Genomic DNA, 13863 nt, shown 5'->3' with positions numbered 1-13863 from the left:
AATTCAGTTATGGTCAAGCTTTGTCTAGCGTGCCTCCTCCAAAGATCGGTTTTCGCAGTGGCGAACCGACCCATGAAAGGCTGAAGAATGACCCTTGCCGTTACCGCCCCAGCGGGCAGCAGAAGCGCCATGGCGCTCGCTGCCGTTTGTCTCTCCGCCCTGATGTTCGGACTGGAAATCTCCAGCGTTCCGGCGATCCTGCCAACACTCGAACAGGTGCTGCATGCGGATTTCCGCCAGCTTCAGTGGATCATGAATGCCTATACCATCGGCGTGACGATGGTGCTGATGGCGACGGGGGCGCTGGCGGATCGCTTCGGCCGCAAACGTGTCTTTATCGCCAGCATCGTCGCTTTCGCGCTTTCCTCTCTGGCCTGCGGAATGACGGAAAATGTCTCGGTGCTGATCGGCGCCCGTTTCCTGCAGGGGCTGAGCGGCGGGGCGATGCTGGTGTGCCAGATCGCCATCCTGTCGCATCAGTTCCGCACGGCCCGCGAACGCGGCATGGCGTTCGGCTGGTGGGGCATCGTCTCTGGCGTGGGGCTGGGTTTCGGCCCGATCATCGGCGGCGCCATCGTTGCGCTGTGGAGCTGGGAATGGGTGTTCCTCGTTCACGTCGTGCTTGGCGCGGGAACATGGCTGCTTGCCGCCGGCGGCGTCGGAGAATCCCGCGATCCGGAAGCGGCGCGTCTCGATCTTGCCGGCATGGTCACCCTTTCGGTCGCCGTTTTTTGCCTTGCCTTTTTCATCACGCAGGGACCCGCGCTCGGTTTTGTGGGCCCGGCGGCGCTTCTGATCCTTGGCGTCGCGGCTGCGAGCTTCATTGCCTTCGTGATTGCTGAAAAGCTTAGTTCAAGACCGATGTTCGACTTCTCCGTGTTTCGCATCCGGCCTTTTTCCGGGGCGATCATCGGTTCTGCGGCGATGAATATCAGCTTCTGGCCGTTCATGATCTATTTGCCGATCTGGTTTCAGGCGGGCCTCGGTTATGACAGCGTCACCGCCGGCCTCGGCCTGCTTGCCTATACGCTGCCGGCGCTGGTGATGCCGCCGCTGGCGGAGCGCCTGTCGCTGCGCTACCAGCCGCGCCTCGTCATTCCGGCCGGGCTGTTCACCATCGGCCTTGGTTTCATGCTGATGAAATTGGGAAGCGGCGTCGAAAATGCGAGCTGGCTCACCATGCTGCCCGGCTGCATCCTCGCCGGTATCGGGCTCGGGCTGACCAATACGCCTGTTACCAACACCACCACGGGAGCGGTTTCCCCCGCCCGTTCCGGCATGGCCTCGGGCATCGACATGAGCGCACGGATGATTTCGCTCGCCATCAACATCCCGATCATGGGCTTTATTCTGGTCGAGGGCGTCCGGGCTTCGCTTCGGGCGAACCAGCCGTCCGGTGCGGATGTGCATGAATTGCAGTCGCTGGCGGAAAAGATCGCGGCGGGAACTGCCGGCGCCTCGGCGCGGGGCGTTTCGGAAGAACTTGTCCATCGGGCGCTTGCGGATGGCTTCGGCCTCGTCATGCTCTATGCCGGCATCAGCGTCTGGCTGCTCGCCGCCATCAGCTTCATGATCTTCGGCCCGGCGCGAAAGCCTGCCCAAGGTTAGGCGACGGTCGCAAAGGGAAGGCTATTTCCTCCGCCCCAGCAGGACCATGAGCAGCGGTGCGCCGACGAGAGCGGAAACCAGGCCGGCGGGCAATTGGTAGGGAAAGGCTGCCATTCGCCCCACCCAGTCGGCAAGCACCATCAGGCAGCCGGCGGCGAGTGCCGCCGCGATGAGATGCGGGCCGGCGCGGCGAAATCCGATTTCACGGGCAAGGTGCGGCCCCATCAGCCCGGCAAAACTCAAGGGGCCGATGATGAGCGTCGCCGCCGCCGTCATGGCGGCCGCGAGAATGAACAGTGCAGCCCGTGCCGACGGAACATGGACGCCGAGTTCCCGCGCCGCGCCCGCGCCGAGCGGCAGCAGGGTAAGCCACCGGTGCGCCAGAATGGCCATGGTTGCGAAAACCACCGCGCAGGCGACCGCGATCCGGGCGGTGAAACCATCGACGAGATAGGTCGAGCCTCCCATCCAGCGAATGATCATCATGGCGCGCGGGTCGCCGCCGGCCGCCAGCACGCCGATCACGGCGTCAAGCATGGCCGTCAGCACCACGCCGGTCAGAAGAACACGCTCGGGCGTGAAGCCTGACCTGAGGCCAAGCGACAGGATGGCGAAAAGAACCGCGGCAGCGCCGGCGCTCGCAAAACCCAGTTGCAGCATCGGCCCGGAAGCGGTGAAGGCGAAAAGCGCGACGGCCATGCCCAGCGTTGCACCGGCTGAAACGCCAAGCACTTCCGGGCTTGCTATCTCGTTGCCGGTCAGACGCTGGAGAATGGTACCGGCTGCGCCAAGCAGGCTCCCGGCTGCGAAGGCCGCGACGGCCCGTGGCCAGCGATAGGGCAGGATTTCGGTCCATTCACCGACAGGCAGCAAACCCCAGCTTCCATCCGGCGCACGGCCGAAAAGAATGGCGGCCGTTACGCCCGCAGCCAGCAGGCCAACGAAAGACAGGACCATGATGGGGGAAAGGCGACGCTGTTTGACGATGCCCGGCGGTGGAGCGGGCAATTCCCTCTGCATGGCTTTCAGGCGGGGCAGCAGAAACAGCACCAGCGGCGCGCCGAACAGGGCCGTCATGGCGCCGGTCGGTATCAGCCCGCCGGTGATATCCGAAAGGCGTTTGACGATTTCGTCCGTCAGAAGCAGCAGCCCTGCGCCGATGAGCGGCGACCAGAGGATTTGCTGGGCGATGCGGCGGGCACCCGCAAGCCGCGCTATGGCGGGTGCGACAAGGCCGACGAAACCGATGACGCCGACGGCGCTGGTGACAAGCGCGGCCAAGGAGACCGCGATCGATACCGCAAGAACCCGCAGCCGCACGACGGAAAGGCCGAGCGCTCCGGCGCTGACATCCCCCAGTTCCATCAGCGATAAAGGCCGCATGATCAGCCCGGCAAGAGCGGCCAGGACCAGAATTTTCGGAAAGAGGGTGACGGGAACGGCCCAGCTTTGCAGAGACAGCGACCCCGCACCCCAAATGAACAGGCCGCTCAGATACCGTTCGTTGAGGAGGACGAGAATGGCCGAGGCGGCGGCGCACCAGATGCCGATCATCAGACCGGCGAGGACGAGCGACAGCGGTGAAAATCCGCGTCTTGCGCCGATGGAAAACACTGCAAGGGCGGCCAATGCGCTGCCCGCCATCGCCACCACATCGCGGCTGATGCCTTCCAGAGTGGGAAAGGCGAACATGGTTGCGGCAACGGCAAGATTGGCGCCCGCTGAAATGCCGAGCGTCGAGGGCGAGGCGAGGGGGTTGCGCAAGGCCTGCTGCAACAATGCGCCGGCCAGCGCCAGTGCAGCACCCGCCAGAAGCGCCATCGCCATGCGCGGCAGGGTGGAATAGAGCAGCATGAGCCGCTCAACATCATATTGCGCACCGCCGCCGCTCAATCGATGCAAATCCGGCCAGATATCGCTGACGGCAAAGATGGCGCCGAGGAGGAAGAGGCTGGCGGCAACACCTGCGGGGGTGAGGAGGCGCAAGAGGACCGGCGGCATCAGGCGTGGCTTTCCAGATGCTCGGTCACCAGACGGGCAAACCGCATGGCTTCCTGCACCATGCCGAACATCAGCACGCCGGGAAGGGTGGAGACCCGGCCCGCCCGGACGAAGGGCAGATTGCTCCAGAGCGGGCTTTGATCGAGCCGCGAGAGAATGTCGGGCGGCGTCAGCGGTTCGAAGGCGATGAGCCGGGCATCCGCCGAAAGGACGGCCAGCGCCTCCAGCGCGATGGTTTCGAACCCCCAATAATTGGTCTTTTCCGGCCAGGCATTGGCAAGACCGATCTTTTCCATGGCGCCCTGATAAAGACCGGGGCCGCCATAGACCCGCGCATGGCGCTCATCCATGAAATTGATGACGGCGACCGGCGGCGGCCGCAATTTTTCAAGCCGGCGGCGGCAATCGGCAAAGCAGGCTTCGGCCCGTGAGAGGAAATCCTCTCCCCGCTGTTCCCTGTTGAGGGCCGCGGCAAGCTTGCGGGTCGCGGCGTAGGACGCCGTCAGGGCGTCGCTCTCCGGTGTATAGATGGGAAATTCCATCACCGGAGCGATCGACTGTAATTTCGGGGTAAGCGAGGCAAGGAAAGGCGTCGACAGGATGATGTCGGGCTTCAGCCTCGCCAGCACTTCGAAATTGATTTCGGCGGTCAAGCCGAGGTCGGCCACGCCTTCCGGCATGGCAGGCTCCACCATCCATGTGTCCCAGTCCGCGCGTGCGGCGATGGCCGCCGGCGCGGTGCCGAGCGCGAGCAGGGTGGAGGCAAGCCCGTAATCGAGCGAGACGATGCCACCCTTCGGCATCGCCGCTTTCACCCCGCTCTGCCATGGCAGGGTCAGTGCCGTGGCCATCAGCAGCCGGCGAGTGGGCGAATGGTCAGGCATCGTGCGTGTCCCGGTTTTGTCCGCAGGGCAGGGGACAGCTTGCGCCGCATCCGCCAATGGTGGGGATCATGTATCGCAGGCAGCACACGCGCCTGTTGCCCTTGACCACCATGCCGGACATGGGATTGCGGCTGCCATCCGGCCACAGGGGATCATCGATAACCGCCCGGCAGGCGCGTGCGAGCGCCGGATCGGCCTGCGCCTCGATTTCCCCGATGATCCACGACAGATAGACGGCGGCATTGTTCCACAGCAATTTGGGAGCAAGTTTCGCAGCCCTGGCGATGGAGGGAATGAGTGCCGCGAGGTGATCGCGCAAAAGCCCATGCAGATCTTCGGGCGCGGATGCCTTGCCGGCCTGATCGCCGGCATGGGGGAGCAGGAATGCGACCGGCAGGGCGTTTTCCGGATCGATGATCACGCTCAGATCGCCGAGAGCCAGAGGCAGGCGGCGGCCGTGAACGAGACGGCAGACGGTGGGCGTGATGGTCAGCAGGCTGAAGTAATAAAGTGTCCAGAGCGATGCCGTGGCTCTCGGGTCGGCGTCCGGATGGGCGGCGTGGTGGCGGGTCATCAAGTCGCAAAAAACATCTTCGCAGGCAAGCTGCCGGCAGGGCAGAACCTCCGCACCGCAGGACGGTGCAAGCAGGAACTTGTCCGTGCAATAGCCGAAAGAGCCGACGGACGCGAAGTCCGGCAGCCTTTCATGCGCCGATTGCGGGCAGGGCGCCATGGTCTTCGCCATGCGCCCCGCCGCCGGGTTGCCGCCTGCGGTCGCCACGGTTACCAGTGATATTTCAGGGACGCCGTGATGTTCCTGCCCTGACCGAGATAGCAATAACCGTCCGTGCAGGCGACATTGCGGTCGTCGGCGATGTTGCGGACGTTGAAGGAGGCGACGAGGCCGTCATAATCCTTGTCGAGCGCGCCGAAATCGTAGGAAAGAGCGGCGTCGAGATGGATTGCGGCATCGTTCTTCGCGATGTTTTTGGTGCTGGTATAGCTTTCACCGACATAGCGCAGGCCCGCTCCGGCCGAGAGGCCATGGAGAGGCGTATCTTCCTGGAAGGTATAGTTCGCCCAGAGAGAGGCCGCATGGGTCGGCACGGAGGAAGGCGTATTGCCGGCATCGTCACCCGCCGTGATCCTGGAATGGGTGTAGCTATAGGCGGCGATCACATCCCAGCCGGTGGCGATATTGGCCTTCGCCTCCAGTTCGAAGCCCTTGTTGGTCACCTCGCCGAGCGAGCGGAATATCAGTCCGGCGGGATCGATAGCCACGGGCTTGTTCTTTTCCGCCAGATGATAGGCGACCGCCGAAAGCATGATGTCGGTTCCGGGCGGCTGATATTTCACGCCCAGTTCGAACTGTTCTCCTTCGGTGGGCTTCAGTGTTTCGCCGGTGGCGGAAAGCTTGGTAACCGGATCGAAGGAGGTGGCGTAGCTGAAGAAGGGCGAAACGCCGTTGTCAAAGGCATAGAGCGCGCCTGCCTGAACGGTGAAGGCGTCCTTCTGCACGTCTTCGGTCACAGGGCCCTGCCGGGTCTGGTCCACCCAGGTCTGCCGTCCGCCGAGGGTGAAACGCCATTTGTCGATCTCCATCTGGTCGAGGGCATAAAGCCCGACCTGCCGCAGATCGGCTTCCGACTGATAGGCGCTATAGGCGGGCGTAGGTCCCGAGAAACCGTAGCGCGGATTGGCGATATCGAAGTCGAAGGCGGAGCCGCCGGATGCGTAACCATAGGCGAATGAAGATTTCACATTGCTGTAATCGAGGCCGGTCAGCAGCGTATGGGAAACGGGGCCGGTGTCGAAGCTCCATTCAAGCTGGTTGTCGGCCTGGAAGGCCTTCATGTCGTCGCGGATCGCCCAGGGATCGCGATGGGCGACGGTGCCGGTCCAGCTCGATACGCCGAGATAACGGCTGCGCAGATCCATATGCGAATAACGCAGATTCTGCCTGAAGGTCAGGGTATCGTTGAATTCGTGCTCGAAATTATAGCCCACCTGCTGCTGGCGGATCTTCTGATAGTCGTAGTCGGGATCGCTTCCACGCAGCCGCAGGACATTGCCTGCGGGATCGGTCAGTGCCGCGACCGAAGCGTCGGTTTCGGTGGACTGGATGAGCCCGTAAACGGTGAGGCTGGTCTGGTCGGACGGCTTCCAGGTAAAGGACGGCTGAAGGAAATAGCGGTCGTCGGCAATATCGAAATTGGTGTCGCCGGCGCGCGCCAGTCCGACCACGCGATATGACAATGTGCCGTCACTGTCTATCGTGTCGCCGATATCGAAGGCGGCCTGCTTGCGGGTTTCCGTGCCGTAAAGCGCCTCAACCTCGCGAATGCGCGTGCCGTTTGCGAGCTTCGACGTCTTGTTGACGATGCCGGCGGGCGTGCCTGCGCCATAAAGCACCGAGATCGGGCCACGGACGATTTCCACACGCTCCAGCGAATAGGGATCGGTGCGGAACATGCCGTAGTTCAAATAGGGCTGACGCAGCCCGTCCTTGTAATCGCCCATGGTGGTGGCGTCGTAACCGCGAATATAGATCTGGTCGAAGCGCGGGTCGAAGCCGGCGGCGGTGCCGGTGGTGACGCCGGCGGAGTAGCGCACGGCTTCGATGATGTCCTGCACGCCGCGCTGCTGCATCTCCTTTTTGGTGACGACCGCTACCGAGCGGGGCGTCTCGATGAGCGGCGTATCGAGCTTGGTGGCGCCGGAGCTGTTCTTGGCCGCCATGGTGGCGTTGTCACCGCCGCCCCTGTTGCCCGTCAGTTCGATGGGCTGGAGCAGGGTGGAGCCCGCAACCGGCGCTGCTGCGGCGCCAGGGTTGCTGAGCCGCACGGTGTTGGCGCTGGTGAAGGTGTAGGAAAGGCCGGTGCCGGCAAGCAGGCGCGTGAGGGCATCCTTGCGGCTGAACGCGCCTGTGACACCCGCCGTCCTCACCGTCGCCGGAATTTCGCCGTTGAACACGACATCGACACCGGTGATGGAGGAATAACGCACCAGCGCGCTCGAGAGCGGCTGCGGCGCGATTGAAAATTGCAGCGCGCTTGCCTGCGTTGCCGTCTGTGCGGCCGCCGGCAGAGGGCCGGTCAGGGCAAGGCCGGCGACGGTGGCGAGAAGCAGTATACGAAATGATCCGGTTGCTGAATGACGGTGGCTGAAATGATTTTTACGCTTAGACACGGTAATATACCTTCCCCTGCTCCTGTTGCCGCAATGACGGCCTCAAAACACGAGTACGATTCCGTTTGCGCAAAACCTCGGTCCCCGGACAAAATTTTTTTAAGCGCGTGTGCAGGCAATGCCCCTGGAGTGTTTTTGCGTTTCCGGACGGAACCGCGCGCCGCTTTTCCTTGACATGCTCTAGCGCTGGCGGATGACCGACAGCCAGGGGGAATAATCGGTGACCGTGACGGGCAGGCCTTCTTCGAGGATCTGCCCGATCTTTTCCCGGCGTCTGACATCGACGATCATCGTCACCGGCTGTCTGCCGAGCGCATCGCCCAGAACGATCATGCGGCCGCGACGCCATTGCTCCAGTCGCGCGACGACCTCTTTGAGGGGCGTCGAGATGAAGACCAGCTTGCCCTGCCGCCAGGCAAGCCGCGTTTCGATATCGGTTGCTTCGGGTGACGAGAGAACACCGTCCCGGTAGGAGATGCTGTAACCGGCCTCCACCGCCTGCCGCGACTGTCTGGCGACCACCTCGACGGCATGTTCGGCCACCGAAACAGAGACGGATGAACCCGCGCGACAGACGGAAAAGGCGGTGCCGAGCGCCGTGGTCACCAGGTCTTCCGTAATCACGGAAAATGGCCGGTTGCGATCCGGCGCAACCCGGAAGAACGCCTCACCCGACAGCAGCGTGATCTGCCGCCGTTGGGGGGTGAAATTCACGGAAATGGCGCTCGATGTGGAAAGCTCGACGGTCGAGCCGTCGGAAAGTGCGATGCTGCGGGTCTCGCCAATCGCGGTTTCATAGTCACCCGCCGGGCGTGTCGCCTGCCACGCCGCGGCTCCGACACCGCCGATCAGCAGAAGTCCCGCCGCGCCGTTTTTCAGCAACCGACGGCGGCCAAGCGGCTGCGCCTGTGCAAGCTGCGGCGCCATGCCGGCGCCGAGCCATATGCGCTCGATATCGGCATAGGCGCGTGCATGCCGCTCATCCGCCTCGATCCAGCGCCGGAATTCGCTTTCGTCGGCTGCGGTGGCGCCGGGTTCCAGAAAATGCGCAAACCAGCTTGCCGCCGCATGCGCTATTGCCGCTTCGTCACCCTGGGCTGCGGTTTCGCGGCCGGCCGGCGTCTCCGCGGTCGCATCCTTGCCCGCGGCCACCTTCATCTCTCGCCCGGCGGCGTCATGCCGGACTTCAGCTTTTCAAGAGCGGCGACCATATGGCCGAAAGCGGTTTTCGGCGAAATATGTAGCCGCTGGCCGATTTCCACGAAGGTCAGGCCTTCGATGCGCGAAAGCAGAAACACGTCCCGGCATCGCGGCGGCAGGGCATCGACGAGAATTTGCAGGCGTTCCAGCTCCTGCCGCCCGATCATGCAGGTTTCCTGCGTGGGCGAGGGATCGGCGACGAAAGCAAGATGTTCGATGCCGGTAAAGACCGGGGCGATGCGCTTGCGCCGCTCATGGTCTATGGCAAGGTTTCTGCCGGTGATGATGACATAACCGCAAAGATCGCCGGTGAGGCCCAGCAGCTTCCGCCGCTCCCACAATCGCAGGAACGTGTCCTGCACGAGATCGAAGGTGGTCGCGTGGCAACGCACGCGGTGATAGATCGCCGCGGCAAGCTTGCTCTTCACATTCAAAAACGCGTCCAGAAGATCCGGGCTGTCAATTTGCTGCATGGTCTCTGGATAACACCGGCCATCCGCGCGCAGCAAGACGGCCGAGCCGATAAAGATGATTTTTTTTATCATATTTATTAGCTGTAACTTTCGCACCACGACGCGGCGCGAAAATATGGGTATGGGCGGAGCCTCCCGACCCTTCCCCGCAAGACTTTCTCCGCGATATCGCTAGGCGTTTTCTGTTGCCTTATCCTCGCGGAAGCGTTCGCCGAGGTTGAAAAAAGACAATTTCATGTGGCTGCGCTTGTCTCTCCCCTCAAGGCTGGAGAATGGCACTTTGAAACCGAATGTCTTGTCTGGTTCGCCGGAGCGTTCCCGCCAGAAGGCATCGATGTCTGAAACCATCATTTTTTGCCGCCGGGCGCGACGGTAGCGGATGGGGTGTCTGGATTGGGCGACAGCGAAGTAGCTGAGCGCACCCTCGCAGGCGAGACCTTGCAGAACCATCAGCGCTGCTTCCTTGGGGCGAAGTCCCGAGAGATCGCGCGTCACCGACACCATTTGCTCTTTTGCGGCGCGCGGACCCTGCATGCCTCCAACGACAATCGTGTGGTGCTGCGTTTCGCATCCTTCGAGAAAAGTAAAAGTCGCCGTCCACAAAACGGCGTTGTCATGGTCGCGCACGAGCCTGACAGCCAAAGCGCCCTCGTGCCGGCCGCCGCAACGATCCGCCAACGCCAGGATGCACCGATATTCATCGTTCCGGCCGCGAACGGTGCCCATGTCCATGGTTTTTCCCGCCCACAGCCCGGCCATGGTGCTTCTGGGAAAATGCCGGTCCGCAATTGCGAAATTGTCCATGAGAAAAGCCAGCCGTCTCTTCCGGGAAACTTTATTGATCAGAAATTTCGACAGCGGTTTTTGGAGAAGGTCGTCATGCGGGAGCGGTAATTCTCGCTCCGCTGAAAACCGGACCAGAAACCACCACCACCGAAAGGTGACCAATGGATTGGCTGCAAAACGCATCCAGAAAAGGACTGCCCGCTTCCAATGGGCACGTCCGGCAAAGGTCATAATTCTCCGGAACAGCAAAAAATGAGGTGTTTCCGAAACCGTCTGGACCACCTCATCGGTGACCGGGCGTTTCTCTGCCAGAACGGCAGCATCTTGAATGCGCGACATACACGGGCTTCCGGCAGAAATTGAGCGTTCAGCCGGGGCATGCGCCGGAATTGTCGAGATTCTGTCGAGAAACAGCCTGTCTTCCATGAAGACCGGTTCGTTGCCGCAACGAATTGCCCGCGGAAATCTTTCAGGGCGTTTGCGCGAAGAGAACCGTCACGATGGTTCCGCCGTCCGGTCGTGTCTTTATCTGCAGATCGCTGTCATGCGCCCGTGCGATTGCGCGGGCAATCGACAGGCCGAGCCCCGTCCCACCGGTTTTGCGCGCGCGTGACGGTTCCATCCGCCAAAAGAGTTCGATGCCGTGCGCCTCGACGCCGGGGGGAAAGCCCGGTCCCTTGTCCTCGATCGTGACGAAGGGCCGCCCGTCCTGAAGCCCGGTCGAACAGCGCAGAAACTTGCCGCTCGCCGCATAGCGGCGCACATTGTCCATCAGGATCAATAGCAGCTGCCGAAGACGTTGGCGGTCGCCGCAAATGGGAGCGGGCTCCAGCGACATGTCGATATCGATGCCGGCCTCATCCATCAGCGGCCGTGCCGCTTCGGCCACGGCCGCGCATTCGGCGGCAAGATCAAGCGGCTGCGTGTCTTTGACCAGGCTGTTGGTTTCCGCCAGGGAAAGTGTGCGCAAATCATCGACAAGACGCGCCAGCCCCTCCACATGGACGATGAGGTGACGAATGGCCTGCTTGTCGAGGGGGAAGACGTCATCCACGATGCCGTGCAAACGGCCCTGCAGGATCGTCAGCGGGGTGCGCAATTCGTGGGCCACCGCCATCGTGTTGAACTTCAGCCGGCGCTCCATCATCTGAAGCTCCCGCGTCAGGCTCTCGAAACTGTCGACAAGAAATGCGACTTCGGCGATGGGGCTCGCCTTGATCTTCGCGCCTCCGCTAAAGTCGCCGGTCGCCATGCGCCGCGCCGCATCGGCAAGTTCGCCGAGAGGTGCCGCAATGCGCCGCGAGATGAAGTAACCGAGCAAGCTGCACAGGAAGACGGCGAGCAATCCGAAGACGAACACGGATTTGATGAGCTCGTTATCCGCCTCATCTTCCAGGCCCGGCAAAACCTCGACAAGGGCCTGAAGCTGGCGCTGATCCGGCATCACGCCCCGGTCGATATCCGAGAAGGCCTTGGAGGCATCGGGCGAAAGCTGGGCGATGATGCGTTCTTCAATATTGTCCGCATACCAGGAAACGCCGAAATAGACCAATGCAACGGCAAAGATGAGCATCGTGGTGATCGTGATCGCCGTCATCGTGCGCAGGCGCAGTCGCCGGAGCTTCATGGTTTCTGCTCCCCGGCCAGCCGATAACCGACGCTGCGCACCGAGACCAGATAACCGCAGGCGCCATGATCCGCCAGTTTCTTGCGCAGATTGGCGATGTGCGTATCGATGGTGCGCGCCAGCGCATCGCTTTCCGGCAGGCAGGCATCCAGAATATCGGCGCGCTGAAAGGCGTGGGTGGGGCGGCGCGTCATATGGGCGAGTATCCTGAACTCGCTCAGCGTCAGGGGCAGAACGGTCCGTCCCCCATCGCCCCACACGGCCGCGACATAGGCTTCGGTGTCCACTTCGATGGCCCCGAAGCGCAGGACCCCACCGGCGGCAGGCTGTCGCGTGCGTTTCAGCACGGCATTCACCCGGGCCATCAATTCGTGGGGATTGAAAGGTTTGACGATGTAATCGTCAGCGCCAAGGCGAAGGCCGGTCAGCTTGTCCATATCCTCCGCAAGAGAAGTGACCATGATGACAGGCGTATCCCGTTCCCGCCGAATGCGGTTCAACACCTCGATGCCATCGAACTTCGGCAGGCGAATGTCGAGGAGAACCAGATCCGGTCTCAACATGGAGAAATGCGTCAGCGCTATTTCTCCGTCGCTCGCCCTGACGGTTCTGTATCCTTCGCGAATGAGATAGGCGTCCAGAATTTGAATAATATCGGGGTCGTCTTCGACGATCAGAATAAGCCCTTTGTCCATACTCGATCCGCAAATCTGCTTCTGTAAGCCGTGGTAACGCCGGGACGCTAAGCGGATGCGAAACATCGGGCAAGAGCCTCCGTCCCCGAATAAACACTATCGGTACCGCTTTCCTTGCAGTCTTGTCTCTTTCTCCGCAAAGCCTTGACATTTCTGCGGAAGAGAACTGGCCATGCACCAGCCTCTCGCCAGCAAAACCGACCGGAAAAAGCGGAATTGGACCCAGAGGTCGAAATTTCGCGCAGGCGCCATTCATGTTGCTCGTCAGGCTTTTTTACGTGCCTCCGGCAGTTCCTCCCTGCTGGCTCTTCTGGTCGCTCTTGCGATGATGATCGTCTTCACGATCAGGTCGGATATCGATCTTGAGGTGAGCCGGCAATTCTGGACGGACCGTTTCCACCTTGGCGAGGATGAGTTCCTGATTTCCGTCCGAAATCTGAACCGCATGCTTCCGCCGGTTTTATTGTCCGGGCTGGTGTGCATGCTTGTCCTCATGCCATTTTCTGGCGGCCTGCCCCGGGTTTTTCCACCGCACAAGCTGCTGCTTATTGGCGTCTTTTTTGCTCTGGGACCGGGCGCCTCGGTTCATATACTGAAAAATGCGTTTGGCAGGGCAAGACCGCGCCATCTTGGTGAGTTCGGGGGAGACCTGTTGTTTACACCGGTTCTTTCCCTTGACGGTGGCTGCGCCCGAAATTGCTCTTTTCCTTCCGGTGAAAGCGCTTCCGCAGCCGCCCTTCTGGCCTTCACCATTCTCCTGCCAGAGAAATTTCGCCTGATCGGCATCGCGATATTGGCGCCATTTATCGTGATTGTCTCCCTGAACAGGGTGGCAATGGGCGCTCACTTCCTCTCCGATGTCCTGATTGCATGGCCCTTGATGCTCGCAGTGTTTCTTCTGCTCCAGCGGCCGTTCATGAACAACCGGCAGGCGATAGACGCCGCCTTCTCGCGCAGGGCCGACGGGACGCGGTCCGCCGCGGAAACAAGGCCATTTGCGGAACAATAAAGCCGAGGGGAATCCCATCCGCCCAATATCAAAAGGGCAGCGGAAAGCCGCTGCCCTTGCTGTTTCCTGCCGAGTGACCGGAGGCCTTATTTCACCTGGGCGACGACCAGCTTGCCGTCGGCGCGTTCGGCGACGAACTCGATATTGGCGCCTTCCTTGAGCTTGGCGAGGATCGCATCGTCCTTGATGCGGAACACCATCGTCATGGCCGGCATGTCGAGGTTCTTCAGTTCTTCATGGATGATGGTGACCTTCCTGGCTGCGGCATCGACCTTCTTTACCGTTCCCTTGGTGAATTCCTCTGCGAAGGCGCTGAGGGGAGCGGTGAGCAGGAGTGCTGCTGCGACGGTGATTTTAACGATGGTCTTCATGGTCAGATTCCTTTGTTGCC

General features: G+C 61.7%; 12 protein-coding genes. 2 read left to right on the top strand and 10 right to left on the bottom strand.

The genetic code is table 11. The features are described 5' to 3' along the window. Window positions 1-87 precede the first annotated feature (87 nt). Window positions 88-1608 (top strand): MFS transporter, encoded by a 1521-nt coding sequence (locus ACIK7D_RS20435; protein WP_400157232.1) that lies wholly within the window; start codon window positions 88-90, stop codon window positions 1606-1608. 21 nt (window positions 1609-1629) lie between these two features. Here the strand turns inward: ACIK7D_RS20435 and fhuB are convergent, their stop codons facing one another. From fhuB to ACIK7D_RS20390, 9 genes are all read right to left on the bottom strand, one after another. After that, complete coding sequence (gene fhuB / locus ACIK7D_RS20430; protein ID WP_400157231.1) at window positions 1630-3609, bottom strand: Fe(3+)-hydroxamate ABC transporter permease FhuB; 1980 nt, start codon at window positions 3607-3609, stop codon at window positions 1630-1632. Further along, window positions 3609-4493: an iron-siderophore ABC transporter substrate-binding protein gene (locus ACIK7D_RS20425; protein WP_400157230.1), complete on the bottom strand. Its 885-nt coding sequence runs from the start codon at window positions 4491-4493 to the stop codon at window positions 3609-3611. The genes fhuB and ACIK7D_RS20425 overlap by 1 nt, the downstream gene beginning before the upstream one ends. Next, on the bottom strand, window positions 4486-5238 hold the full coding sequence (fhuF, locus tag ACIK7D_RS20420; RefSeq protein ID WP_245483039.1) for a siderophore-iron reductase FhuF: 753 nt from the start codon (window positions 5236-5238) through the stop codon (window positions 4486-4488). The genes ACIK7D_RS20425 and fhuF overlap by 8 nt, the downstream gene beginning before the upstream one ends. Before the next feature lie 38 nt (window positions 5239-5276). After that, entirely contained in the window at window positions 5277-7682 is a 2406-nt protein-coding gene (locus tag ACIK7D_RS20415; RefSeq protein ID WP_400157229.1) for a TonB-dependent siderophore receptor, read from the bottom strand. A gap of 180 nt (window positions 7683-7862) precedes the next feature. Then, on the bottom strand, window positions 7863-8840 hold the full coding sequence (locus ACIK7D_RS20410; RefSeq protein ID WP_080819819.1) for a FecR domain-containing protein: 978 nt from the start codon (window positions 8838-8840) through the stop codon (window positions 7863-7865). Then, window positions 8837-9355, bottom strand: coding sequence for an RNA polymerase sigma factor (locus ACIK7D_RS20405; protein WP_400157228.1), 519 nt, complete (start codon window positions 9353-9355; stop codon window positions 8837-8839). The genes ACIK7D_RS20410 and ACIK7D_RS20405 overlap by 4 nt, the downstream gene beginning before the upstream one ends. Before the next feature lie 171 nt (window positions 9356-9526). After that, window positions 9527-10480, bottom strand: a complete 954-nt coding sequence (locus ACIK7D_RS20400; protein ID WP_400157227.1) for a DUF535 family protein — start codon at window positions 10478-10480, stop codon at window positions 9527-9529. 130 nt (window positions 10481-10610) lie between these two features. Further along, window positions 10611-11768 carry an ATP-binding protein gene (locus ACIK7D_RS20395; protein ID WP_127758141.1) on the bottom strand — a complete coding sequence of 386 codons (1158 nt, stop codon included), beginning with the start codon at window positions 11766-11768 and terminating at the stop codon, window positions 10611-10613. Further along, window positions 11765-12463 (bottom strand): response regulator, encoded by a 699-nt coding sequence (locus ACIK7D_RS20390; RefSeq protein ID WP_400157226.1) that lies wholly within the window; start codon window positions 12461-12463, stop codon window positions 11765-11767. The genes ACIK7D_RS20395 and ACIK7D_RS20390 overlap by 4 nt, the downstream gene beginning before the upstream one ends. A gap of 172 nt (window positions 12464-12635) precedes the next feature. Between ACIK7D_RS20390 and ACIK7D_RS20385 the strand changes: the two genes are divergently transcribed. Next, window positions 12636-13472, top strand: a complete 837-nt coding sequence (locus ACIK7D_RS20385) for a phosphatase PAP2 family protein (protein WP_400157225.1) — start codon at window positions 12636-12638, stop codon at window positions 13470-13472. An 86-nt stretch (window positions 13473-13558) separates the two neighbouring features. On the opposite strand, the gene ACIK7D_RS20380 is transcribed toward ACIK7D_RS20385, so the two are convergent. Beyond that, window positions 13559-13843, bottom strand: a complete 285-nt coding sequence (locus tag ACIK7D_RS20380; RefSeq protein ID WP_400157224.1) for a copper-binding protein — start codon at window positions 13841-13843, stop codon at window positions 13559-13561. Window positions 13844-13863 lie beyond the last annotated feature (20 nt).

The sequence above is a fragment of the Agrobacterium sp. P15N1-A genome (assembly GCF_044626815.1).
GTDB lineage: Bacteria > Pseudomonadota > Alphaproteobacteria > Rhizobiales > Rhizobiaceae > Agrobacterium > Agrobacterium leguminum.
Note: the sequence above shows the minus strand (reverse complement) of the source record. Positions and strands in the feature narration are given on the sequence as shown.